This window comes from Blastococcus sp. SYSU DS0617 (genome assembly GCF_054051075.1).
In genome coordinates this window covers 1-22,290 of sequence record NZ_JBJHAO010000010.1, presented here as the reverse complement: position 1 = coordinate 22,290, position 22,290 = coordinate 1, and the positions used below count along the sequence as shown (strand labels likewise).

At 73.7% G+C, this 22,290-nt stretch carries 26 protein-coding genes and 1 other RNA gene; 8 read left to right on the top strand and 19 right to left on the bottom strand.

What is annotated here, in order from left to right:
* The first annotated feature begins 19 nt into the window (after positions 1-19).
* Both ACI793_RS12445 and panB read left to right on the top strand, forming a co-directional pair.
* On the top strand, positions 20-1,855 hold the full coding sequence (locus tag ACI793_RS12445) for an NAD+ synthase (RefSeq protein ID WP_456606682.1): 1,836 nt from the start codon (positions 20-22) through the stop codon (positions 1,853-1,855).
* Positions 1,852-2,682 (top strand): 3-methyl-2-oxobutanoate hydroxymethyltransferase, encoded by an 831-nt coding sequence (gene panB, locus ACI793_RS12440; RefSeq protein WP_456606681.1) that lies wholly within the window; start codon positions 1,852-1,854, stop codon positions 2,680-2,682. Before ACI793_RS12445 ends, panB begins: the two co-directional genes overlap by 4 nt.
* Before the next feature lie 25 nt (positions 2,683-2,707).
* Here the strand turns inward: panB and ACI793_RS12435 are convergent, their stop codons facing one another.
* Positions 2,708-2,965, bottom strand: a complete 258-nt coding sequence (locus ACI793_RS12435) for a DUF2784 domain-containing protein (protein ID WP_456606810.1) — start codon at positions 2,963-2,965, stop codon at positions 2,708-2,710.
* A gap of 119 nt (positions 2,966-3,084) precedes the next feature.
* Here ACI793_RS12435 and ACI793_RS12430 point away from each other — a divergent pair, with 119 nt between their 5' ends.
* The gene (locus ACI793_RS12430) at positions 3,085-3,726 is read left to right on the top strand and encodes a hypothetical protein (RefSeq protein ID WP_456606680.1); all 642 of its coding nucleotides are present in this window, start codon (positions 3,085-3,087) and stop codon (positions 3,724-3,726) included.
* A gap of 36 nt (positions 3,727-3,762) precedes the next feature.
* On the opposite strand, the gene ACI793_RS12425 is transcribed toward ACI793_RS12430, so the two are convergent.
* From ACI793_RS12425 to ACI793_RS12415, 3 genes are all read right to left on the bottom strand, one after another.
* On the bottom strand, positions 3,763-4,035 hold the full coding sequence (locus ACI793_RS12425) for a DivIVA domain-containing protein (protein ID WP_456606679.1): 273 nt from the start codon (positions 4,033-4,035) through the stop codon (positions 3,763-3,765).
* Positions 4,036-4,048: 13 nt separating this feature from the next.
* Positions 4,049-4,744, bottom strand: coding sequence for an NADPH-dependent F420 reductase (npdG, locus tag ACI793_RS12420; RefSeq protein WP_456606678.1), 696 nt, complete (start codon positions 4,742-4,744; stop codon positions 4,049-4,051).
* Positions 4,745-4,814: 70 nt separating this feature from the next.
* Entirely contained in the window at positions 4,815-4,997 is a 183-nt protein-coding gene (locus ACI793_RS12415) for a hypothetical protein (RefSeq protein WP_456606677.1), read from the bottom strand.
* 115 nt (positions 4,998-5,112) lie between these two features.
* On the opposite strand from ACI793_RS12415, the gene ACI793_RS12410 reads away from it, so the two are divergent.
* A complete protein-coding gene (locus ACI793_RS12410; RefSeq protein WP_456606676.1) occupies positions 5,113-6,309 on the top strand; it encodes a diguanylate cyclase in 1,197 nt (398 codons plus the stop codon).
* A gap of 12 nt (positions 6,310-6,321) precedes the next feature.
* A complete protein-coding gene (locus tag ACI793_RS12405) occupies positions 6,322-7,617 on the top strand; it encodes a M24 family metallopeptidase (RefSeq protein WP_456606675.1) in 1,296 nt (431 codons plus the stop codon).
* A gap of 26 nt (positions 7,618-7,643) precedes the next feature.
* Here ACI793_RS12405 and ACI793_RS12400 read toward each other — a convergent pair whose 3' ends face one another.
* From ACI793_RS12400 to ACI793_RS12380, 5 genes are all read right to left on the bottom strand, one after another.
* Positions 7,644-8,084 (bottom strand): ChaB family protein, encoded by a 441-nt coding sequence (locus tag ACI793_RS12400; protein ID WP_456606674.1) that lies wholly within the window; start codon positions 8,082-8,084, stop codon positions 7,644-7,646.
* Positions 8,085-8,163: 79 nt separating this feature from the next.
* Entirely contained in the window at positions 8,164-8,958 is a 795-nt protein-coding gene (locus ACI793_RS12395) for an alpha/beta fold hydrolase (RefSeq protein WP_456606673.1), read from the bottom strand.
* 107 nt (positions 8,959-9,065) lie between these two features.
* Positions 9,066-9,296 carry a hypothetical protein gene (locus tag ACI793_RS12390; RefSeq protein WP_456606672.1) on the bottom strand — a complete coding sequence of 77 codons (231 nt, stop codon included), beginning with the start codon at positions 9,294-9,296 and terminating at the stop codon, positions 9,066-9,068.
* Position 9,297: 1 nt separating this feature from the next.
* Positions 9,298-9,555, bottom strand: coding sequence for a DUF2795 domain-containing protein (locus ACI793_RS12385; protein WP_456606671.1), 258 nt, complete (start codon positions 9,553-9,555; stop codon positions 9,298-9,300).
* A gap of 28 nt (positions 9,556-9,583) precedes the next feature.
* Positions 9,584-10,714, bottom strand: coding sequence for a baeRF2 domain-containing protein (locus ACI793_RS12380; RefSeq protein WP_456606670.1), 1,131 nt, complete (start codon positions 10,712-10,714; stop codon positions 9,584-9,586).
* Positions 10,715-10,855: 141 nt separating this feature from the next.
* Between ACI793_RS12380 and ACI793_RS12375 the strand changes: the two genes are divergently transcribed.
* A complete protein-coding gene (locus ACI793_RS12375; protein WP_456606669.1) occupies positions 10,856-11,200 on the top strand; it encodes a hypothetical protein in 345 nt (114 codons plus the stop codon).
* Between the two features lie 65 nt (positions 11,201-11,265).
* Here the strand turns inward: ACI793_RS12375 and ACI793_RS12370 are convergent, their stop codons facing one another.
* The 9 genes from ACI793_RS12370 to ACI793_RS12330 all read right to left on the bottom strand — a co-directional run bounded on the left by ACI793_RS12370 (position 11,266) and on the right by ACI793_RS12330 (position 19,031).
* Positions 11,266-12,165 carry a type II secretion system F family protein gene (locus ACI793_RS12370; RefSeq protein WP_456606668.1) on the bottom strand — a complete coding sequence of 300 codons (900 nt, stop codon included), beginning with the start codon at positions 12,163-12,165 and terminating at the stop codon, positions 11,266-11,268.
* Complete coding sequence (locus ACI793_RS12365) at positions 12,165-13,106, bottom strand: type II secretion system F family protein (protein WP_456606667.1); 942 nt, start codon at positions 13,104-13,106, stop codon at positions 12,165-12,167. The genes ACI793_RS12370 and ACI793_RS12365 overlap by 1 nt, the downstream gene beginning before the upstream one ends.
* 2 nt (positions 13,107-13,108) lie before the next feature.
* Positions 13,109-14,569 carry a CpaF family protein gene (locus ACI793_RS12360; RefSeq protein ID WP_456606666.1) on the bottom strand — a complete coding sequence of 487 codons (1,461 nt, stop codon included), beginning with the start codon at positions 14,567-14,569 and terminating at the stop codon, positions 13,109-13,111.
* Positions 14,566-15,759 carry an AAA family ATPase gene (locus ACI793_RS12355; protein ID WP_456606665.1) on the bottom strand — a complete coding sequence of 398 codons (1,194 nt, stop codon included), beginning with the start codon at positions 15,757-15,759 and terminating at the stop codon, positions 14,566-14,568. The genes ACI793_RS12360 and ACI793_RS12355 overlap by 4 nt, the downstream gene beginning before the upstream one ends.
* The gene (cpaB, locus tag ACI793_RS12350) at positions 15,756-16,496 is read right to left on the bottom strand and encodes a Flp pilus assembly protein CpaB (protein ID WP_456606664.1); all 741 of its coding nucleotides are present in this window, start codon (positions 16,494-16,496) and stop codon (positions 15,756-15,758) included. Before cpaB ends, ACI793_RS12355 begins: the two co-directional genes overlap by 4 nt.
* Before the next feature lie 12 nt (positions 16,497-16,508).
* A complete protein-coding gene (locus ACI793_RS12345) occupies positions 16,509-17,480 on the bottom strand; it encodes a TadE/TadG family type IV pilus assembly protein (protein WP_456606663.1) in 972 nt (323 codons plus the stop codon).
* A complete protein-coding gene (locus tag ACI793_RS12340) occupies positions 17,468-17,878 on the bottom strand; it encodes a TadE/TadG family type IV pilus assembly protein (protein ID WP_456606662.1) in 411 nt (136 codons plus the stop codon). The genes ACI793_RS12345 and ACI793_RS12340 overlap by 13 nt, the downstream gene beginning before the upstream one ends.
* A 92-nt stretch (positions 17,879-17,970) precedes the next feature.
* Entirely contained in the window at positions 17,971-18,192 is a 222-nt protein-coding gene (locus ACI793_RS12335) for a Flp family type IVb pilin (protein ID WP_456606661.1), read from the bottom strand.
* Positions 18,193-18,374: 182 nt separating this feature from the next.
* Positions 18,375-19,031, bottom strand: coding sequence for a prepilin peptidase (locus ACI793_RS12330; RefSeq protein WP_456606660.1), 657 nt, complete (start codon positions 19,029-19,031; stop codon positions 18,375-18,377).
* Positions 19,032-19,289: 258 nt separating this feature from the next.
* Between ACI793_RS12330 and ACI793_RS12325 the strand changes: the two genes are divergently transcribed.
* Together ACI793_RS12325 and ACI793_RS12320 are read left to right on the top strand one after the other, a co-directional pair.
* Positions 19,290-20,534 (top strand): APC family permease, encoded by a 1,245-nt coding sequence (locus tag ACI793_RS12325; protein ID WP_456606659.1) that lies wholly within the window; start codon positions 19,290-19,292, stop codon positions 20,532-20,534.
* Positions 20,535-20,571: 37 nt separating this feature from the next.
* A complete protein-coding gene (locus tag ACI793_RS12320; RefSeq protein ID WP_456606658.1) occupies positions 20,572-21,189 on the top strand; it encodes a GyrI-like domain-containing protein in 618 nt (205 codons plus the stop codon).
* 5 nt (positions 21,190-21,194) lie between these two features.
* On the opposite strand, the gene rnpB is transcribed toward ACI793_RS12320, so the two are convergent.
* Positions 21,195-21,598, bottom strand: an RNA gene (gene rnpB, locus ACI793_RS12315) — RNase P RNA component class A.
* Between the last annotated feature and the right edge of the window lie 692 nt (positions 21,599-22,290).

Genomic DNA, 22,290 nt, shown 5'->3' with positions numbered 1-22,290 from the left:
CGAGACCAGACTGTGCGGCGTGAGCGATCAACGGCCGGTGCAGATGCGGGTGGCGATGGCCCAGGTGGACACCCGGGTCGGCGACCTCCAGGGCAACAGCGACCTCGTGGTGCGGTGGACCGCCGCGGCGGCCGCGGAGGACGCGCACCTCGTGGTCTTCCCCGAGATGACGCTGACCGGCTACCCGCCGGAAGACCTCGTCCTGCGGGAGTCCTTCGCGCGCGCCAGCGAGCGCACGCTGGTCGAGCTGGCGGCCACCCTCGCCGACCGGGGGCTGGGCGGGATCGCCGTCGTCGTCGGGTACCTCGCGCACACGCAGGGCGCAGGGCCGGCCCCGGTCGACCAGATCCCGGCCGACGAGGACCGCCCGGGGGACGCCAACCCGCGCCGGGGGGCACCGCGCAACGCCGCGGCGCTCCTGTTCGGCGGCGAGGTCGTCGCCCGGTACTACAAGCGGCACCTGCCCAACTACGGCGTCTTCGACGAGGCGCGGTACTTCGTGCCCGGCACCGAGCTGCCGGTGGTGCGACTGCACGGCGTCGACGTCGCGCTGACCGTGTGCGAGGACCTCTGGGTGGAGGGCGGTCCCTGCGGGGTCGCCGGGCAGGCCGGGGTCGACCTGGTCGTCTCCCCCAACGCCTCGCCGTACGAGCGGGCCAAGGACGACCTGCGGCTGCCGCTGGTCCGCCGCCGCGCAGCCGAGGCGCGCGCGGCGATCCTCTACTGCAACCAGGTCGGTGGTCAGGACGAGCTGGTCTTCGACGGCGACTCGATGGCCGTCGCCCCCGACGGCACGCTGCTGGCCCGCTCCCCCCAGTTCGTCGAGCACCTGGCGACCGTCGACCTCGACCTGGACCCGTCGTCCGTGCCGGAGCGCATCGAGGGCCGCGTCGGGCCGATGACCGTCACCCGGCACGTCGTGTCCGAGCAGCCGGTGCCCGCGTTCGACCGGCGCCCCTCGACGGTGGTCGAGCCGCTCAGCGACTGCGAGGAGGTGTGGCGCGCGCTGGTCCTCGGCCTGCGCGACTTCATCGACAAGAACGGCATGCCCTCGGTCGTGCTCGGCATGTCCGGGGGCATCGACTCGGCCGTCGTCGCCGCGCTCGCCGTCGACGCCCTGGGCGCCGACCGGGTGCACGGGGTCGGGTTGCCGTCGAAGTGGTCCAGCGAGCACTCGCTGTCCGACGCCGAGGACTCCGCCCGCCGCCTGGGCATGCACTACTCGGTCGTCCCGATCGGGCCGATGGTCGACGCGTACGAGGCGTCGGTCGAGCTGTCCGGCGTGGCCGCGGAGAACCTGCAGGCGCGGGTGCGCGGCACCCTGCTCATGGGGCTGTCCAACCAGCACGGGCACCTGCTGCTGGCCACGTCCAACAAGAGCGAGGTGGCCGTCGGCTACTCCACGCTCTACGGCGACGCGGCCGGCGGGTTCGCGCCGATCAAGGACGTGCCCAAGACCCTGGTCTGGGATCTGGCCCGCTGGCGCAACGCGCACGCCCGCGACCGCGGCGAGACCGAGCCGATCCCGCAGAACTCGATCGACAAGCCGCCCTCGGCCGAGCTCGCCCCCGGGCAGGTCGACAGCGACTCACTGCCCTCCTACGAGGTGCTGGACGCGGTCATCGCCGACTACGTCGACCGCGACCTCGGCATGGCGGAGCTGCTGGAGCGCGGCCACGACCCCGACATCGTGGCCCGCGTGCTGCGGTTGATCGACACGGCGGAGTTCAAGCGCCGCCAGTCGGCTCCCGGTACCAAGATCAGCCTCAAGGCGTTCGGCCGCGACCGGCGGCTGCCCGTGACCAACCGGTGGCGGGAGACCCTGCCGAACGTGCGCGAAGGAGCTCAGGAATGACGGAGTCGGTGCTGTACGGCGGCAAGTCGACGTCGCGGGTGCGCATCCACCACCTGCAGTCGGCCAAGGAGCGGGGCGAGAAGTGGGCGATGCTCACCGCCTACGACACCTACAGCGCGGCCATCTTCGAGGAGGCCGGCATCCCGGTCATGCTCGTCGGTGACTCCTCGGGCAACGTCGTCCTCGGGCACAGCAGCACGGTGCCGGTGACGGTCGAGGACCTCCTGCTGATGACCAAGGCCGTCACCCGCTCCACCACGCGCGCGCTGATCGTGGCCGACCTGCCCTTCGGCTCCTACGAGTCGAGCCCGCAGCAGGCGTTCGACACCGCCGTCCGGATGATGAAGGAGGGCGGTGCGCAGGCGGTCAAGCTCGAGGGCGGCGTCCGCGTGGCCCCGCAGATCCGCCTGCTGCACGACGCCGGCATGCCGGTCATGGCGCACATCGGGTTCACGCCGCAGAGCGAGCACGCCCTCGGCGGGTTCCGGGTGCAGGGCCGCGGGGCCGGTGCCGAGCGGCTGCTCGCCGACGCCCGGGCGGTGCAGGAGGCCGGCGCGTTCGCCGTCGTCCTGGAGATGGTGCCCGCGGCGATCGCCGCCGAGGTGACCAAGGAGCTGTCCATCCCCACGATCGGCATCGGCGCCGGGGTGGACTGCGACGCCCAGGTGCTGGTGTGGCCGGACATGGCCGGGCTCAACGGTGGCCGGGTGCCGAGGTTCGTCAAGAAGTACGCCGACCTGCGCGGCGAGCTGCTGCGCGCGGCGCAGGAGTTCGCCGACGACGTGCGCGGCGGCGCCTTCCCCGGCCCCGAGCACTCCTTCGAGTAGCCGCTCAGCCCGTAGCCGATGGCGTTCAACCCGATCGCCGTCCCGTACACCCCCAGCTGCGTCTCGGCGGCGCGGACGTCGAGCCCGAGCGGTGCGAAGACGTAGTGCCCGAGGAAGCCGCCCTCGTAGGGCTCCGCCCGGCACGTTCCCGCAGCGCCAGCTCGAGATCGGTGAGGGGGCAGTCGGCGCCGGCCAGGTTGACGGCGAGGATCGCCAGCGCCACCGGCGCGTGGAGCAGGACGAGCCGGGGCCACCGGACCGCGAGCAGCGCGCCGGTGAGCATGAGGTCGAGTACCGCGCACCACTCGTCCCCGCACCGAGCGGCGAGTCCGTCCACTCCTTCGAGTAGTCCTGGCGGCGGGCGTACGCGGGCGCGCGACTCCGCCTCCTAGCGTCGCGGACGTGACCACCGAGGACGTGGCCGGCCGCGAGGCGGACATCCCGCTGCTGCGGCCGTCGGGGCGGGCCTACCTGTGGGCGGTGCTGGTCAACGCGCCCTTCTCCATCGGGATCACCGCGCGCAACGTGTCCGAGGGCCGGACCTCCTGGGTGGTCCACGTCGTCAGCATCGGCGGCACGCTGGCCGTCGCCGGCGTCCTGCTGCTGCTCTTCTTCCGGCTCGCCCACGTGCGCACCGCGGACGGCGCACTGCTCAAGCGCAACCTCCTCGGCGTGGTGCGCCGGGTGCCGCACGACGCGATCGCCTCGGTGCTGGTCGTCCCCTGCTACCGGCGCCTGCGCGCTCCGGACACGACGCTGCTGTCCTTCCTGGACGCGGACGGGCGGGCGCTGCTGCGGCTGGACGGTCTGCACTGGGACTCCGCCCAGCTGCGGTCGCTCGCCTACGCGACCGGCACCCCGGTCACCGAGCTCGACGGCATCGTGACCCGGGCCCGGCTCCGGGCGAGCCACCCGTACGCCATCAACTGGGCCGAGCGGCACACCGTCGCCCTGTACTGGGTCACCGGCATCGCCTCCGTGGCCATCGTGGGGGCGGCCATCGTCGCCACGTCCCTGGGCTGGTGCCGGCCGGACGGCTGCTGACCGCTGCGGTCCCACGCGACCCGGACGACCGGCGCGTCAGGCCGTCGCCGCGCGGAGGGTGTGCTCGAGCCGGTCGAGCAGGGCGTCGACCTGGTCCTCGTCGTAACCCCGGCCGCGGCCGAACGGCTCCGTGCGGAACCGGACATCGCGCACCTCGTCCGCGGTCAGCTGCGGAGCACGCCGCAGGGCGAGCGCGGTCAGGGCCTCGACCGCACGCCTCAGGAAGGCTTCCACCTCCACGGTGGAGTAGCCCTTCCTGCCCCAGCCCGGGCGGCCGAGCTGCACCGCCCGCAGCTCGTCGGCCGTCATCGCCGCGGCCGGATCAGACGTCGGTGACCCGGATGCCGGCGTGCACCTTGTAGCGGCGGTTCACCGACACCAGGTTGACCGTCAGCGCCTCGACCTGGCGGGCGTTGCGCAGCCGCCCGGCGTAGATGCCGCGCATCCCCGGCAACCGGCCGGCGAGCGCCTGCACGGTGTCCATGGAGGTGCGGTCGTCCCCGACGACCATCACGTCGCCGTCGATCGTCGGCTTGGACAGGTCCTCGAGCAGCCGGGCCGAGAGGTGGTGGAACGCCCCGACCACGTGCGAGTCGGGCAGCAGCGCGGCCGCCTGCTGCGCCACGCTGCCCTCCTCGACGTCGAGCACGTAGGCGCCGAGCTCGTCGAACCCCATGGGGACGACGCAGTCGACGACGATCTTGCCGGCCAGCGGCGCGGCGAGCTCGGCCACGGTCGCGGCGTGGCCGGCGAACGGAACGGCGATGATCACCAGGTCGGCGGCACCGGCCACGTCGGCGTTGGAGCCGCCCTGCACGGAGACCTCGACGCCGGCCGCGGCGGTCGCCGCACGGGTGGCGATCTCTGCGGCCACCTCGGCGGCGCGTTCGGCATCGCGCGAGCCCAGCAGGATCCGCTGACCCGCGGCGGCCAGGCGGACGCCGAGCCCCCGGCCCTGCGGCCCGGTGCCCCCGAGAATCCCGACGACCAGTTCCTCCACCGCACGACCTTCGGTCACGTCAGCCCCTTCCGCGGCGCCGGACGGCCCAGCACCCGCACCGATCATCCAGGGGGCCGGGGTGCGACCGTCAGTCGCCCTCCCACTTCCGGTTCTCCTCCTCGATCTGCTCCTCCCGCTCGGCGACCGAGGCGAGCGCGCGCTCGGCCTCCTCGCGCGTGGCGTACGGGCCGAGCCGGTGCCGCTCGGCGCAGCCGTCCCGGTCCTCGACGGCGCGGTGCTTCAGGCAGTAGAACCAGGGCCCTTCGGCCATGCGTGCCTCCTCCAGCTGGTCGTTCCCCCACTCTTCCACCGAGGGCAGGGTCCGGCCGACCGGACATGACGCAGGGAGATCCCCGAAATGCGGAGCGGTACGGCATCCTGCTGCAGTGATCGGCCCGCTCCTGCCCGCTGCCCACGTCCGTGCCGCTGAGGAGGAGAGCGAGCAGCGTCGACCCGCCGGGCTGGACTCCCGGGTGGCCGCGCTCTGCCTGGCGGCGCTCCTGCTGATCGGCGCGCTGATGGGGTCGCTGAACCTCCTCGTCGACGGGGTCCTGCGCGACGGTGCCGGCCGGTGGGCCTACGCGTCCACCATGCTGCTGCTGTTCGCACTGTCCGGGCACCTGGCGTACCGCGGCCGGGTCGGGCCGGCCTACACCTTCGGGCTGGTGCTCCTGGGCGACGTCATCTACCTGGTCGTCGTGCTCTGCATCCAGGACCCGCTGCGCTACGCGACACCGCTCATGCTGCTGTTCCCCGCACTCGCCGGCGCCTGGTTCCTCCCGTTGCGGCCGCTGTGCGTGCACATGGTGGCGACGACCGGGATCTGCCTGGCTGCCCTGTGGCCCAGCTACGACAGCGCCGTGGGTCTCGTCGTCCAGGCCGGGGTGAGCGCCGGCACCCTGAACGCCGCCGCGATGGGGGTGTTCCTGCTCCGGCGCCGGGTGCAGCGGCTGCTCGTGGCCACCGAGACCATCAGCCACCAGGACGAGCTGACCGGCCTGTACAACCGCCGGTACCTGGTCGAGCAGGCGCCCCGGCTGTGGCGCCAGGCCCGACGCGACGGCGCCCAGCTCAGCGCCATGGTGCTGGACCTGGACCACTTCAAGCGGCTCAACGACGAGTTCGGGCACGCGGTCGGCGACTCGGTCCTGCGCGCGGTGGCCCGGTCGCTGTCCGGCGCCGTCCGCCCGGCGGACCTGCTGGCCCGGACCGGCGGGGAGGAACTCGTGGTCCTCGGCTCGGTGGGCGTCGTCGCGGAGGGACGCCGGCTCGCCGAACGGCTCCGCCTGGCGGTCGCCGGTGCCCGCAGCGAGGACGGCCACGCGGTGACCGCCTCGGTCGGGATCGCCGTCGCGCGGCCGGTGGAGGGCGAGGACCCGGTCGCGGCGCTCTGGCGGCTGGTCGACCGCGCCGATGCCGCCATGTACGTCGCGAAGCGCAGCGGCCGCGACCGCGTCGCCCTCGCGGACCGGCCGAGGTCTCGCGCAACCCTCGCGGAGGCGGCGACCTGGCAGCGCGGGCACGCGGCCGGCCCGGTCGCACGGCCGGGGACCTCCCGAGCGGTGGGTTCGGCGGATCTCTGATTCGCTGAGGGCGTGTCCCCCGCCCAGCCCGACCCGACGCGGACGGTGCCCCTGCCGCTGCGCGAGCAGGCCGCCGTCCGCGACCGGTGGCTGACCCAGCGGCTGCTGGACCTGCTCCCCGACCTCATGGACGGCGCCGGCATCGACCTGTGGATCGTGGCCGGGCGGGAGTACAACGAGGACCCGGTGCTGGCCACCCTGCTGCCGGCGGCCTGGCTGTCGGCCCGGCGGCGCACCGTGCTGCTGCTGCACCGCAGCGACGACGGCGTCACCCCGGTCGCGGTCTCGCGCTACCCCGTCGGCCAGTTCGTGCCTGCTGCGGCCGAGGAGGCGGCCGGTGCCGCGACCGAGTGGGACGAGGTGCGGCGCTTCGTCGACCAGGCACGGCCGGCTCGGATCGGCGTCGACGTGTCGGCCGACTTCGCGCTCGCCGACGGCCTGTCGCACACCGAGCACGGGCAGCTGGTCGAGGCCCTGGGCCACCACGCCGATCGCCTGGTGCCGGCCGAACGGCTGGTGGTCGGCTGGCTGGAGACCCGGCTGCCGGAGGAGATCGCCGCCCTGCACGCGCTCAACCGGCTCGCCCACGACGTGATCGCGGAAGCCTTCACCACCGCCGTCGTCCCCGGGAGCACGACGGCGATCGACCTCGCCTGGTGGCTGCGCCAGCGGTTGCACGACCTGGGTGTCGAGCCCTGGTTCCAGCCGTCGGTGACCCTGCAGCGGGCCGGCGTCCCGCTGGTCGAGCAGAGCGGGGCGCTGCTGCCCGCGGTCGCCTACGACGCCGTCGTCCAGCCGGGCGACCTGGTGCACTGCGACATCGGGCTGACCAGCCTCGGGTTGCACACCGACACCCAGCGCAACGCCTACGTGCTGCGCCCGGGTGAACGCGCAGCCCCCGACGGCCTCGGCGAACTGCTCGACGCGGGCAACCGGATGCAGGACCTCACCACCACGGAACTGCTGCCCGGCCGGACGGGCAACGAGGTGCTGGCGGCCGCGCGGTCCGCCGCGGCCGCCGAGGGCATCGACGCCGACGTCTACTCCCACCCGGTGGGCGCGCACGGCCACGGCGCGGGGCCGGCCATCGGCCACTGGGACGACCAGGGCGACCTCCCCGGCGCCGGGGAGTACGCGGTGCACACCGACACCGTCTACGCCCTGGAACTGGCCGTCCGCCGTCCGGTGCCCGAATGGGGCGGGCAGTGCGTCCGCATGGGCCTGGAGCAGGGCATCGCGCTGACCACGGCCGGTGTCGAGTACCTCGACCGCCGGCAGACCGAGCTCGTCCTCATCCCGGCCGGCTGACCGCCGCAGCGGCCGGCCGGGTTCGGCTACTTCTTCGACTTCTTGGTGCGGGCGTCCGCGGTCTTCTTGGTGCTGGCCTTCTGGATCGCGTCGACCAGCTGCTTCTTCTTCATCGTCGACCGGCCCGAGATGTCCAGCTTCTTGGCCAGGTCGTAGAGGTGGGACTTGGACGCGTTGGCGTCCACCCCGCCCTTGGTCTCCCGGTTCGTGTCCCGGCCACCCTTGGCCTGCGCGTCCGAGGGGCCCTTCTTGCCCTTCTCCTTGCGCTCCCAGTGGTCGCCCACCTTCTCGAAGGAGTGCTTCACCGCGGCCCACGCGACCTGGTTGGCGCGCCGCTCGTCGCCGTACTCGTCGACGGCGGAGTCGTGCGCCTTGGCGAAGGTGCGCTGGGCCTTCTTCGGCGACCGCTGCAGCGTGCTGGGCAGCTCCGACTTCTTGGCGTCGCCCTTCTTCGTGGTCTTCGGCATGACCTCTCCTCCTCGGGTGTCGCTCCTCGCCCTACCCGGGCGGCCGGCCATGATCACATCGACGCTCACCCGATCGTGCTCAGCCCGCCAGGAACGGGATCAGCGCGGCCGCCAGCTCCTGCGGGGCCTCCTCGGCCATGTGGTGCCCGCTGTCGAGGGGCCCGCCGCCGCGCAGGTCGGTCGTCCAGTCCGCCCAGATCCGCAGCGGGTCGCCGACCAGCTCCTCCAGGTCGTCCCGGGCGGACCACAGCACCAGCGTCGGGCAGCCGACCCGGCGACCGGCCGCGCGGTCCGCCTCGTCGGCCGCCCGGTCGACGCCGAGCCCGGCGCGGTAGTCCTCGAGCATGGCGTGCACGGTGGCCGGGTCGCGGATGGCGGCGAGGTGGTCGGCGTGGTTCTCCTCCCCCATGGCCTCCGCCCGCCCGGGGGCCGAGGAGCCGTACCAGGCCTCGGGATCGGCGGAGATGGCCCGTTCGGGCTTCCCGGGCTGGGCGAAGAAGAACCAGTGCCACCAGGCGGTGGCGAAGCGGGCGTCGGCGCGTTCCAGGTGCTCGACGATCGGGATGCAGTCGAGCGCGGCCAGGTGCGTGACGGCCTCCGGGTGGTCCAACGCCGTCCGCAGGGCGACGTAGCTGCCGCGGTCGTGGCCGACGACGGCGAACCGCTGGTGGCCGAGCGCCCGCATCAGCGCGACGACGTCGCCGGCCAGGGCCCGCTTCGAGTACGGGGCGTGGTCCGGTGTGGACGGCGGCGTGGCGCTCCGGCCGTAGCCGCGCAGGTCGGGGCAGACGACGGTGTGCCCGGCGGCGACGAGCAGGGGCGCCACCCGGTGCCAGGTCGTGTGCGTGCGCGGATGCCCGTGCAGCAGCACCACCGGTGGGCCGCCACCGCCCACCCGGACCCGCAGGTCGACGCCGTCGCCGACGTCGACCCGCGACTCCTCGAAGCCGGCGAAGAATGCCGGCGCCTGCTCTCGTGCCGTCAGGGCTGGTCGGCGGTCTCGGCCGACTGCCGGTGGCCGCCCTGGGCGTCGTCGGGATCGGTGTTGACCGTCCGCTCCTCCGACTCGGCGAGGATGATCTCGGCGGCCACCTGCTCCATGCCGCTGCCCCGCAGGTCGGACTCCTCGGGCAGGAGTTCGGCCCGGCTCCCGATGTTGGCCTCCGTCACGTTGGCCAGGGCCTCGGGGCTCGGCTCCTTCTGCGTGGTCACGTCAGAACCGCTGCTGCTCGGTGCCGATGCCCAGGGCGCGGGCGACGTCCTGGATGTTCTCGAACTGCTCGCCGGCGGGGAGCCGGCGCAGGTCGGCGAGCACGCGGTCGGGCGGGGTGCCCTCCTGGGCCTTGGCGATGAGCTGGTCGCGGTCGGCCGGCCACACCTCCTTGCCCAGGGACTCGGCGAGCGCCGCGCGGCGCTCGATGTCACCCTCGTCGGTGCCGGGCGAGGTGGCGGCCTGGTGCGGGTCGGTCACGGGATCTCCTTCTGCGGATGGTGCGGGGTCACTGGTTCGACGACGTCGAGTCGTCGGTGTAGCGGAGGACGGCGGCGACCGACTGCTCCGGGAGCGCGGCCTGCGGCACGACGACCAGACCGGCGGCGGAGGCCACGGCCGCGGCGACGAGGGCACTGGTGGCCGGGACCACCTGGCCGTGCACCCCGAGTGCGTCCATGTCGTGCTGGTCGACGCCCAGCTCCAGGGGGCCGTTGCCCACCAGCAGCGTGGCGTCGGCGTCGAACGGATCGGCGAGCAGCAGGGTCTCGACCTGGCCCTTGCGCAGCGCCTCCACGACGGCCGGCGTACCGGTGACCGCGAGTCCGTGGGCGCCGGCGGCCTGGATCTGCTCGACCGCCCGCGCGATGTCCCGGGCCTCGTGCTCGGCGACGAGCTCGGCGGTCCGCCGGGTCACGGGTTCGCGGTCGGCGCCCGCCGCGCGTCCGCCCTCCTCGATGGAGACCACGAGATCCGCCCACGCGGCGGCCGCCTTGTCGGAGAAGATCTGGCGGGCCCGCACGTCGCCGGCGACGAGGACGAAGCGCACGGGCTGGCGGCGGATCAGCGCGTCGACCGCGTCGGCCACCCGCCCGAGGTTCTCCTCCCACTGGTTCTCGGCGGTGTGCATGTAGGTGTTGTGCGCCCAGCCGCCGACCTTCACCTTGCGCATGTGGAAGTCGTCGCCCTCCACCTGGTCAACCTCCGCCGGCTGACCGGAGTCGCTGACGGTGATGATGTCGGCGCCGACGCGATCGGCGATCACGACGATGTGCGGGATCCGCGCGGCGAGCTGGCGCAGCAGCGGCAGGACGTCGGGGTGCGGCGACCAGGAGGCGAACTCCTGCGCCGGGGCGTCGGCCAGAACCTCGTCGAGGACGACCGACCCGTCGGCGGCGGCGACGACGGCCCGTCCACGGAGCGTGCCTGCCTCGCCGCCGTCGTTGCCCTCGAGCAGCCGTCCGCGCACCGCCTCGACGACGGCTTCGGGAGCGCCCTGTTCGGTGAGTTGCTCGGCGAGGGCCCGGACGCGCAGCTCGAGCTCGGCGTCGGCGTTCTCGGTGGTGTGGGTGACGTCGGCGCAGACGGTGGCGTACGGACCGGGGGCGGCGAAGACCGGCTCCAGGAAGGACACGTTCATGGTGGGGAGGCAACTCCTCGGTAGATCTCGGAGACGTGGCGGCCGCTGTGCGGACCGCGACGTCGTCGTGTTCGCCGCCTACCCACCGACCCGGACCTCACACCCGGTGTCGATGGCAGGGGCCGGGGGTAGGCGCCTGGCATGACCGAGCACGACCAGTTGCCGATTCCCGACTACGACCAGCTGCCGGCGGGAGCCCTGACCTCGCGGATCCGGACCTTGGACGCCGAGGGCCTCCAGACGTTGCTCGACTACGAACAGGGGCACGCGAACCGCATCCAGGTGGTGCAGACCATGAAGAACCGGCTGGCGTCGCTGAAGGAGGGCGCGCAGCCCTCCGGTGGCGACCCGGCCGCGCCCGCCGCCGACGATCCGCAGCACGCGGCCGGGGGGTCCAAGGTGTCCGAGGCGACCACCGGGCCCGCCATGAACCCGCCGTCCCAGGGCGACCCGACCAACCCCGCCCAGCCCCGCTCCACCGGCTGACGTCCGCGACGGCTCGGGACGGCACCTGGTGGTGTCGTCCCGAGCCGTCGGCCGACGTCCCGTGGTCAGCCGCTGAAGGCCTCGGCGATGTCCATGACAGCCGGGCCGAGCAGCACGATGAAGAGCGTCGGCAGGATGCACAGGATGAGCGGGAAGATCACCTTCACGGGGATCTGCATCGCCTTCTCCTCGGCGCGCTGACGCCGCTTGAGCCGCATCTCGGCCGCCTGGGTGCGCAGCACGTCGGCGATGGAGACGCCGTACTGGTCGGCCTGCACGACGGCCCGGATGAACCGGCGCAGGTCGGCCACCCCAGTTCGCTCCGCGAGCGCCAGATAGGCGTCCCGCCGCGGCTGGCCGACGGCGATGTCCTGCAGGGTGCGGACCAGCTCCTCGGCGAGCGGGCCCTTGCCGTTGTCGCCGGCCCGCGCCATGGCTGACTCGAAACCGAGTCCCGCCTCCACGGCGATCGTCATCTGGTCGAGCGTGTCGGCCAGTTCGAGGGCGATCGCCTCCTGCCGCTCCTGCCCGCGGCTGTACAGCAGCAACTCGGGGAGGAAGTAGCAGACGACGGTTCCGAGGATCGCGACGCCGCCGGTCAGCGGACCCGGGGAGGACGCCGCGACGAACAACCCGACAGCCGCCGCCACCAGGCCCAGGACGAGCTTGGCCGCCACCAGCTTGGGCACCGGCCACGCCGCCGGCCGGCCTGCCCGGCCGGCCAGGCGGTCCAGCCGGGTGACCGTCCCGCGCGGGGTCAGCCCCCGGACGAGTCGGGACAGCGGGCCAGGACCGGTCCGGACCACCGAACCGGTCGGGCCGGGCGCCACGATGCCGCGCACGAGGTTCTCGCGGGCCTGGACGCTCGCGGCGCCCGCGCCGGAGAACAGCGACCAGCCCAGCACCGGCAGCGCAGCGCAGACGGCGACCGCGGCGAGGAGCACGGGAACGGGAACGGTGGTCATCAGAACGTGATCGCCACGGTCTTCTTGAGCCACAGGGCCCCGACGAGGAGCATCACGGCCGCCGCCGCCAGCATCCCGTAGCCGACGACGCTCTCGGTGAACTTCGCCAGGTACTCCGGGTTGGTGACCGAGAGGAATCCGGTCACGCCGAAGGGCAGCGCCATCAGGACGGTCGCCGAGAGCTTGCCCTCGGCCGACAGCGCCTTCACCTGGCGGCGGATGGCGTTGCGCTCGCGGATGGTGGTGCCGACCGCGTCGAGGACCTCGGCGAGGTTGCCGCCGACCTCGCGGTGGATGGCGATCGCCTGCGCGACCCAGGTGAAGTCGTCGCTGCCCATCCGCGCGGCGACCTCGTCCAGGGCGTCGTTGAGGTCGCGGCCCACGCGGGTCTCGTTGACGATCCGGGAGAACTCCTCCGACGTCGGCGACTCGGCCTCGTGCGACACCGAGTCGACCGCCCGCAGCAGGCTGTGCCCCGCACGCAGGCTGCTCGCCATCAGCTGGAGCGAGTCGTCGAGCTGGTCGGCGAAGGCGGCCTGCCGCCTGCCCGCGCGGAAGCCGAGCAGCAGCTTGGCGCCGAACGGGACGAGCGCCAGGGCGAGCAGCGCCAGCAGCGGGCCACCGAGCAGGGCGCCGATCACCATGCCGAGGACCGTGGTGAGCCCGACGGCGAGGACGAAGTTCGGCAGCGTCGTCGACATGCCGGCGCGATCCAGCGCCGCCGCGCCGGCGGCCAGCCGGCCCCGCTTGAGAAGCGCCTTCTCCACGGCCGCTCCGGCGGCGGCACCCGCACCGGCCAGCGCCGACGTGGGGGGCGCCATCGACGGGTCGAGCCGGCTCAGCGGCACCCGCGACGGGCCGGCCGGGAGGACGACGAGGGTCACGATCAGTGCCGCCGCCGCGAACGCGCCCGTGCCGAGGGCGAGGAGGACCGTGGACACGGTCACCACCTCGTGGCCGCGGCCGGCACGACAGCACCGAAGACACGCGGCGAGACCCTGATGCCGAGGTCGTCGAACTTGTCGGTGAACCGGGGGCGGACCCCGGTGGGCACGGGCTTGCCGAGGAACCTGCCGTGCGCGTCCACGCCGGCGGCGTAGTCGAAGAGGAAGGCGTCCTGCAGGGTCACCGTCTCGCCCTCCATGCCCTGGACCTCGGTCACGTGGGTGACGCGGCGGGTGCCGTCGCGCAGCCGGGTGATCTGGACGACGACGTCGACGGCCGAGGCGATCTGCTCGCGGATGGCGCGCAGCGGCAGGTCCATGCCGGCCATGAGCACCAGGGTCTCCAACCGCGCGATCGCGTCGCGAGGGGTGTTGGCGTGGACGGTGGACAGCGAGCCGTCGTGGCCGGTGTTCATCGCCTGGAGCATGTCCAGCGACTCCCCGCCGCGGCACTCGCCCACCACGATGCGGTCGGGCCGCATGCGGAGGGAGTTGCGGACCAGGTCGCGGATGCTGATGGCGCCCTTGCCCTCGATGTTGGGCGGCCGGGACTCGAGCCGGACGACGTGGTCCTGCTGGAGCTGAAGCTCCACCGCGTCCTCGATGGTGACGATCCGCTCGCCCTCGGGGATGAACGAGGAGAGCACGTTGAGCAGCGTCGTCTTCCCGGTACCGGTACCGCCGGAGACGATCACGTTCAGCCGCGCCTCGACACAGGCGTTCAGGAGCTCGGCCATCTCCGGCGAGAGGGTCCCGAAGTTGATCAGGTCCTCGACGGTGAACGGGTCCTTGGAGAACTTGCGGATGGTGAGCGTGGAGCCGCTGAAGGCCAGGGGCGGGATGATCGCGTTCACGCGGGAGCCGTCCGCGAGCCGGGCGTCGACCAGCGGGGAGGACTCGTCGATCCGTCGTCCCACCCGGGAGACGATGCGGTCGATGACCCGCCGGAGGTGCTCCTCGGAGGTGAACCGCGTGGCGGTGCGCTCCAGCCGGCCGCTGCGCTCCACGTAGATGGCGTCCGGCCCGTTGACCATGATTTCGCTGACCGCGTCGTCGTCCAGCAGCCGCTGCAGGGGTCCGTACCCGAGCACGTCGTCGGCCAGTTCGGCGGTCAGCCGCTGACGCTCCTCGCTGCTGAGCGGGACGTTCTCCTCCTCGACCACCTCGTCGAGCTCGCTGAGCACCACCGCACGCAGGGCGTCCTCGGCCATCGAGGGGTCGTTCATCCGGCTGCCCATGCGCTCGAACAGCGCCTTGCCGACCCGGTCCTTGAGCCGGGCCAGCGCATCGGTCGGCGGCCCGGACGCCGGTGCCACGACAGCACGGGGCTTGGGCAGGGCGCGGCCGGGGGCCACCGCGGGCGCCGCGGCCACCGGTGATGCTGCCGCCACCGGGTGGTCCGCGGCGGAGGCCGTCCCGGGCCCTCCCCGCGCGGCCTCCAGCCGCTGGGCGAGGTTCACGACGCAGCCCGGTGCTTGGCCCGGTAGCGACCGGTCTTCATCAGCGGAGTCGCCGCGAAGCGGGACACCAGCCGGCGCAGCTCGCGCACCATCGGGTCGCGGCGGCCACCACTGGCCAGGATGGGGACGCCCTGGTTGGTCGAGGCCGGCACGGTCTTCGACCGCGGCAGGACGACGTCCACACCGGTGCCGATCGTCGTCTCCACGTCGCGCACCGTCAGCCCGCCCTTGGGGTCGGCGAAGTTCATGACGACGTGCCGCCCCGCCGGGATCATGGCCAGCTCCCGCAGCACGTCGAGCTCCTTGCGCAGCCCACGGACGCCGGGCACGTCCATGCTCGTGAGCATGACGACGTCGGAGGCGCGGTCCAGCGCAGCCAGCGTCTGGTCCGACAGGCCGGGGGCGGTGTCGACGACGACGTACCGGAACTCGCGGGCCAGGGAGGCCAGGAGCCGGGTGACGTCGTCTCCGCTGACCGTGTCCCCGGCGGCAGGCGACTCCGCGCCGCAGACGGCGTACAGGCCGCTGGGGTGCTGGGTGAGGAAGGTCTTGAGGACCATCGTGTCCTCGCTCGCCGGGCCGTGGACGGCGTCGGGGAGCGTGTACTCGGGCACCAGACCCAGGGCCGACGCCACGTCGCCGAACTGCACGTCGAGGTCGACCAGCACCGTCGACTGCGGAGCCGCGGCGGTCAGCCCGATCGCCAGGTTGGTCGACACCGTCGTCTTGCCGACCCCGCCCTTGGGCGAGGCGATGGTGATGACCCGGCCGGCGTAGCGGTCGGTCTCGCTGGCCGGCCGCAGCACCCGCCGTCGCCCGGCGGCGGCGCGTCCCGCCCGCTCCACGGCCGCCGCGATCTCCTCGACGCCGGCCTCCGGCGGCAGCAGGTCACGGATGCCGGCGCGCATGGCCGCCTGCCACATGTCCGGCGACGGGTCGGCCATCAGCACGACGGTGATCCCCGGCGACTGGACGTCGAGCCGGCTCGCCAGGCCGAGGACCTCCTGCGCCGGGACGTGCGGGCCGACCAGCAGCACGTCGGGCAGCTCGTCGTCGACCAACTGCTCGAACAGGCGGGCGGGATCGCTGGGCAGCCGCCCCGGCGGCAGGACGTGCACGTCGCCGTCCGTGGCCAGCTTCACCCGCAGGATCAGGTCCTCGGCCGCTCCGGCCAGTACGACGCGGCTCATGAGTAGGCCTTTCCGTAGATGTTGTCCGGGGTCAGCACCTGCGTGCCGCCGGTGCCGGCGCCCTCGGGTTCGAGCGAGAGCCACACGGAGCCGTGCTCGGCCCCCCAGACGACGGCCTCGGCCTGGGCCGCGGTGACCGCGAGGGTGATCATGAGGCTGCCGGCCGGTGCGGGGGTGCTGGCGGCCGATGCCGTCTCCGTCCCCGCCTCGACGGCGGCTGCCGGGGCGCCCTGGATCTGGGTGACCAGGACGAAGTGCAGGACCGCGTGCGTCGCCGTCAGATCCGACCGGGAGATCAGCACGCCGACCTCGTCCCCGGCGGCCAGCCGGCCGCCGACGGCGCGCTGGGGTTCCAGCAGGATGCTGACCTCCTGGAGGCCCTCCGGTACCGGCACCGTGCCGGGTGCCGGCAGCTCGTCGGGACGCGGGAAGCGGCTGGCCAGCAGCTGCTCGCCCGGCTGCAGGTCGACGCTGGCCACGCCGTCGGCCAGCGCGGCGAGATCGGTGACGCGGCCGGGCAGCGCCGCCTTGGCCGGGAGCACCTCGCGGCGCACCAGCTCGGACAGGGCCGTGCCCGGGGTCCCGGCGGGGATGAGGGCGTCGGCCACCAGCACCTCGACGGTGCGCACACCGGCGAACGCGCGGTTCTCGGCGCCGCGCACGTAGCCCAGGAGGACGACGGTGCCGGCGACGACGAGGAGGAGGGCCGCCACGGCGGCCAGGAATCGACGTCTCACGAGTGGGCGCCCCTATCGGATCAGTCGGAGGATCGAAGCGCCGAGCTGGGGCGCGTCCGGGCTGTAGTCCCAGGCGTCGGACAGCTCGACGAAGCGGGTGTAGTAGCCGGTCACGCAGCGGTCGCTGGAGTTGGTGCCGGGACCGCACACCTTGTTGCCGCTCTTGATGGAGCCGTTGACCGCGTAGCCGGTCAGCGTGAAGGCGGCGTAGCCGTAGACCCGGTACCAGCCGTTGCTCCCGCCGGCCCCGTACTCGTCGAACAGCGGCAGCAGGACCGTCCGGCCCAGCCACCCGGTGAGGTCGGCCTCGCTGCAGCCGGCGGGCAGCGAGACGCCCGTGTCGGAGACGAGCCGCTCGCCGATCGCGGAGGTGGCGTGGCACCGGCCCGCATCGGGCACGACCCAGCCGAACCCGCCGGGCACGAAGTTCCCGGACGGGCCGGTGCATCCGCCGACGCCGTCGGACTTGCTGAACATGATCGTCTGGGGCGTCTCGGTCGACGGCAGTCCGCCGCCGGTCTGCGCCTTGAACGAGCACCACGAGAAGGTCAGCGGCAGCACCGCCGTCCCCCCGCTGGGGGCGCCCCAGCCCACGGTCGCGGTGGCCGAGACCTGGCTGGAGTCGTGCCCGATGACCGGCGCGAACCAGTGCTCCTTGGGGGCGCCGCCGGTGACGGTGACGCTGAGCGGGTCGCTGCTGAGGACGGGCATGCCGGCCGTGCCCTCGGGGTCGTTGTGGGTGATCAGCTCCTGCGCCGTCGCCAGCATGTCGCCGCAGTTGCCGCGGGAGCAGTCCTGGGCCACGGCGATGGCCGCCGCGTCGGCGGCCACCTGGAGTCGGGCCCGCTCCGCGTACAGGGCGCCGACGTCGACGGCGATGGCGGCGAAGCCGAGCATCGGCACGAGCAGGAGCGCGAAGACGACCGCGGTGGCGCCGCGCTCGTCGTCGAGCCGGCGGGAGATGCGGGCGGTCAGCCGTTGCATCGCATGACCCCCGTTCCGGTGAGCTCGATGTCCGAGCCGAAGAAGCCGGTGAGATACGGCTTGGGATAGGTGATGGTGAGGCGGACGGCGGTGTCGCCGGCGCCGGTGGTGGGGCAGGTGTCTCCCGTGCCGTCGACGATCTCGATGTGGATCTGGTCGTCGGTGATCGCCGGGTTCAGCGAGGAGGCGGCGTTGCGGGCGACGGCTCGTGCGTCCACCGGGTCGTTGCGCAGGGCCATGGCCCGCACGCCCTCACGGGCGGCCGCCGAGAGGGTGCCCTGCACCTGGAAGGCGTGGCCGAACTCGACGATGCCGATCACGAGCACGAGCAGCAGCGGAACGATGAGGGCGAACTCCACCGCGCTGGCACCGCGCTCGTCGCGCAGACGTCCGTCCATCCCGTGCTCACCGCCTCTCCTCGTGCCGCGGCGCAGCGGCCCCGGGAAAGGGGCCGCTGCGCCGTCACAGCCGCGTCAGGTGCAGGTGGAGGTCACTCCGCCGCGGGGGCCTCGCCACCGGGGAGCGCGTCGCTCACCGACTCGAACAGCCCGTTGAGCTGCCCGCCGAGCGCAGACACGGTGAAGATGATCACGACGGCGATCAGGCCGACCATGAGGCCGTACTCGACGGCGGTGGCGCCCTTCTCGTCCTGCTTGAGGCGGTCCTGGGCGAAGGCGACGAGGCTGGCGATGGCGGCGTAGGCGTTGATCATGAGGCGCTCCCTGAGGTGTCGGCCGTCCGGCACGGATCGGGTGATCCGGCCCTGCGGCTGCTGGGAGGGGTTGTCGAACGCCCCGGGGCGTGACTTGAGCCACTTTCGCCCGGTCCAGGGACACCGGCCCGTCCGACGGGTGACCCCCGGGTTCGCATCTCACGCTCAGTGAGCGGAAAGGGTCAGCCCAGGATCGTGCCGCTCCAGCCGACCGCGACCGCCGCGCCGAGGAGCATCGCGGGTCCGAAGGGCAGTTCCCCGCGCAAGCCGACGCGGCGCGTGGCCAGGAGCAGGAGGGCCAGCACCGCCTGGACGACGAACCCCGCCGCCGCGCCCAGCAGCACGGCGTCCCAGCCGAGCCAGCCCAGGTACAGCCCGAGCAGGGCCGCGAGCTTGACGTCGCCCATGCCCAGAGCGCTCGGGGAGATCAGCGCCAGGACCAGGAACACGCCGAAGAGCACGCCCGCGCCGAGACCGGCCCGCAGCAGGTCGTCCCAGCGCCCGTCCGCGACCGCCGCCCCGGTGAGGAGCAGCCCGCCGGTCAGGAGCGCGGGCACCACCACCCTGTCGGGCAGCAGCCGGTGGTGCACGTCGATCACCGCCAGGAGCACGCCCGCGCCTGCACCGGCGAGGAACGCGGGCAGCTCCCAGGCCGCGCCGAAGCGGAGGGCGACGAGCGCGAACACCGCAGCCGTCGCGAGTTCGAGGGCCGGTCGCCGCACGGCCGTCGTGGCCCGCGTTCCGGCGCCGTCCCACGGGAAGGCCGCCGCGGCCCGGTTGACCACGGCGCCGACGAGCAGGCCGGCTCCCACCGCCACTGCGACCACGACTGCGGTCACCGGGCGCCAGCCGGACACGTGCCGATCACGGCGCCACCCTCGCACGGGGACGACCGCCGGTTCGGCAGGACATCGCCGGTCGCCCCGGCCACCCCGCCGCTGCCGCCCGTCCCGCCGGAGCCTCGGTCCACCCGGCTCCCCGGAGCAGCTCAGGGACCGCAACCCCGACCGTTCACCCGCGGGTCATCCCCCACGTGCACCCTGTCTCGTACGGTGCGGCGCGGGGGCACGCCGGGAGGCGCGCTCGGACGGGAGACCATGGACACGCAACCGGGCCTGAACCGACGGCTGGGGACAGCCGACGCCGTCGTCATCGGTCTCGGCTCGATGCTCGGCGCCGGTGTGTTCGCGGCGTTCACGCCGGCCGCAGAGGCGGCCGGCTCCGGGCTCCTGGTGGGCCTCGCGCTGGCCGCTCTGGTCGCGTACTGCAACGCGACCTCCTCGGCGCAACTGGCCGCCCAGTACCCCGCCTCGGGCGGCACCTACGTCTACGGCCGCGAGCGGCTGGGCGAGTGGTGGGGCTTCCTCGCCGGCTGGTGCTTCGTCGTGGGGAAGACGGCCAGCTGCGCCGCGATGGCGCTCACTTTCGCCGCCTACACCGTGCCCGCCGCCTGGCAGCGGCCCCTTGCGGTGGCAGCCGTCCTGGCGCTGGCCGCCGTGAACTACCACGGGATCACGCGGACGGCCGGGCTCACCCGGGTCCTGCTCGTCGTGGTGGTGCTGGCGCTCGGCATCGGAGTGGCGGCGGCGCTGCTCGGTGGGGAGCCCGACGCATCCGGGCTGACCTCCTGGGACGGCGAGCAGGGCTGGTACGGAGTGCTCCAGTCGGCGGGGCTGCTGTTCTTCGCCTTCGCCGGTTACGCGCGGATCGCCACGATGGGCGAGGAGGTGCGCGACCCGGAGCGGACCATTCCCCGGGCGATCCCCTTGGCCCTGGGCCTCGCGGTCGTCGTCTACGCCGTCGTCGCGGGAACGCTGCTGACCGCACTCGGACCGGTGGGCATCGCCGGGACGGCGGACCCGCTGGCTACCGCCGCCGGCGCCGGGTACGCCTGGGCCGGACCGGTGATCCGCGTCGGTGCCGCCGCGGCAGCGCTGGGTGCCCTGCTGGCGCTGATCGCCGGGATCGGCCGGACCACCCTGGCCATGGCCCGCGAGGCGGACCTGCCGTCGGCGCTGGCGGCGGTGCACCCCCGCTACCGGGTGCCGCACCGGGCGGAGGTCGTCCTCGCGCTCGTGGTCAGCGCGCTCGTGCTCACCGTCGACCTTCGCGAGGCGATCGGCTTCTCCTCGTTCGGCGTGCTGCTCTACTACCTGGTCGCCAACGTCGCCGCCTTCACCCAGTCGGCGGAGCGACGCCGCTGGCCCCGGCTCCTGCAGGTCGTCGGCGCCCTCGGCTGCGTGATCCTCGTCGTCACCCTGCCCGCCACGGTCGTCGCCGCCGGCTGTGCGGTCGTCCTGGCCGGGGTGGGGTACCGCGTGCTACGCCTGCGCCTGACCTGACGACGCCGGACGAGTCGATGGGGCGGGAGCAGCCACGATGAAGGTCGACCTGAAGAAGCGGATCGACGCCTACACCGCCCCCCATGGCGAGTTCGCCGTCGTCGACGTGCCGCCGCTGCAGTACCTGATGATCGACGGGCACGGCGATCCGAACAGCTCGCCGGCCTACCAGGAGGCGGTCACCTCCATCTATCCGGTGGCCTACCAGCTGAAGTTCGCCAGCAAGCAGGACCTGGGCCGCGACTACACCGTGCCGCCGCTGGAGGCGCTGTGGTGGGCGGAGGACATGTCCACCTTCACCACGGCACGGGACAAGAGCCGGTGGGACTGGACCCTGCTGCTCCTGGTCCCCGACTGGCTGGGTGCCGACGACGTCGAGCGTGCGCGCACGGCGGCTGCCCGCGGCCGGGCGCCGGCACCGGACCGGGTGCGCCTCGAGCGGCTCGGGGAGGGGCTGTGCGTGCAGACCCTGCACGTGGGGCCCTACGACGCCGAGGGCCCGGTCCTGCACGCCATGCACCACGACGTCATCCCGTCCCGCGGGCTGCGGATGACCGGCAGGCACCACGAGATCTACCTCAGCGACCCCCGGCGCACGGACCCCGCCAGGCTCAGGACGATCCTGCGGCAGCCGGTGGCCGACGCGGCGGCGTGAGGCGACGGACGAGTCGGCCTGTACGCCGGGTTCTGTCCACGGGTGCCTCACGGCCTCCCGATGGGCGGTCATCCATCTAGGCCTGCCGTTGCCGGCAGGCTCCAGCGGTCTACCCGCAGGCATCGGGCGGGCCGCCCTCGAACGCCTGCGCAGGACGACGGCGAACCGTCGTCCCTTCTTGACCTTGCTCCGGGTGGGGTTTACCGAGCCACACCGGTCACCCGGTGTGCGGTGGTCTCTTACACCGCCGTTTCACCCTTACCAGCGGCGAACCGCTGGCGGTCTGTTCTCTGTGGCACTGTCCCGCGGGTCACCCCGGGTCGCTGTTAACGACCACCCTGCCCTGTGGAGCCCGGACGTTCCTCGGCGACGGGGTCTCCCCCGCCGACGCGACCGCCCAGCCGACTCGTCCGTCGTGCAGCCAGTCTAGGACGGGGAGGCACGGCGCCGCGGAACCGACCGGCCCGGTCCGGCCCGGCGGGCACCCGCCGTCGACCGGACGGTCCGGGGAGCCCACATGACCACTGGGCGAACGGGGTAGGAGCCGAGGGCGTCTGCCGTCGAGAGATCGAGGAGATCAGCCATGGGACTCGTGTCCGGACTCGTCAAGGCCAACCTGCTCAAGCGGCTGTTCGACCGCTTCAGCCGCCGCCGCTGATCCAGCAGAGAACTGCCAAACGGGTGGCCGGCCACTTGGTCGGCCACCCGTTTCGCGTGAGTGAGGCGCAGGGCGCACCGCGGTTCGGGCCGCCGGTCAGGCCGGGCGGGTGGCCACGAGGGTCGCGTAGGCGACGACGTCGTCCTCGTAGCTACCGGGCCGCGGGAGCGAACTCGCCGCGGCGGGTGATCAGCCGCAGCTGCGGCTCCGCCGTCCGCCCAGGTGCGCGCACCGGGGCCGCGGCGCGATCGCTCGGTCACGGGCTTCCTCCTGCGTCCGGTGGCGGCCGGGGTCACGGGCCGGCCCGGGGAGAGCAGTGGGGGGGGGGGGGGGGGGGGGGGGGGGGGGGGGGGGGGGGGGGGGGGGGGGGGGGGGGGGGGGGGGGGGGGGGGGGGGGGGGGGGGGGGGGGGGGGGGGGGGGGGGGGGGGGGGGGGGGGGGGGG

Excerpts from the sequence above, each read along its gene's own strand:
- panB (WP_456606681.1), top strand. The coding sequence starts at position 1,852 with ATGACGGAGTCGGTGCTGTACGGCGGCAAGTCGACGTCGCGGGTGCGC.
- ACI793_RS12435 (WP_456606810.1), bottom strand. The coding sequence starts at position 2,965 with ATGCTCACCGGCGCGCTGCTCGCGGTCCGGTGGCCCCGGCTCGTCCTG.
- ACI793_RS12425 (WP_456606679.1), bottom strand. The coding sequence starts at position 4,035 with ATGACGGCCGACGAGCTGCGGGCGGTGCAGCTCGGCCGCCCGGGCTGG.
- ACI793_RS12415 (WP_456606677.1), bottom strand. The coding sequence starts at position 4,997 with ATGGCCGAAGGGCCCTGGTTCTACTGCCTGAAGCACCGCGCCGTCGAG.
- ACI793_RS12400 (WP_456606674.1), bottom strand. The coding sequence starts at position 8,084 with ATGCCGAAGACCACGAAGAAGGGCGACGCCAAGAAGTCGGAGCTGCCC.
- ACI793_RS12380 (WP_456606670.1), bottom strand. The coding sequence starts at position 10,714 with ATGAACGTGTCCTTCCTGGAGCCGGTCTTCGCCGCCCCCGGTCCGTAC.
- ACI793_RS12375 (WP_456606669.1), top strand. The coding sequence starts at position 10,856 with ATGACCGAGCACGACCAGTTGCCGATTCCCGACTACGACCAGCTGCCG.
- ACI793_RS12370 (WP_456606668.1), bottom strand. The coding sequence starts at position 12,165 with ATGACCACCGTTCCCGTTCCCGTGCTCCTCGCCGCGGTCGCCGTCTGC.
- ACI793_RS12355 (WP_456606665.1), bottom strand. The coding sequence starts at position 15,759 with ATGAGCCGCGTCGTACTGGCCGGAGCGGCCGAGGACCTGATCCTGCGG.
- ACI793_RS12345 (WP_456606663.1), bottom strand. The coding sequence starts at position 17,480 with ATGCAACGGCTGACCGCCCGCATCTCCCGCCGGCTCGACGACGAGCGC.
- ACI793_RS12340 (WP_456606662.1), bottom strand. The coding sequence starts at position 17,878 with ATGGACGGACGTCTGCGCGACGAGCGCGGTGCCAGCGCGGTGGAGTTC.
- ACI793_RS12335 (WP_456606661.1), bottom strand. The coding sequence starts at position 18,192 with ATGATCAACGCCTACGCCGCCATCGCCAGCCTCGTCGCCTTCGCCCAG.
- ACI793_RS12325 (WP_456606659.1), top strand. The coding sequence starts at position 19,290 with ATGGACACGCAACCGGGCCTGAACCGACGGCTGGGGACAGCCGACGCC.
- ACI793_RS12320 (WP_456606658.1), top strand. The coding sequence starts at position 20,572 with ATGAAGGTCGACCTGAAGAAGCGGATCGACGCCTACACCGCCCCCCAT.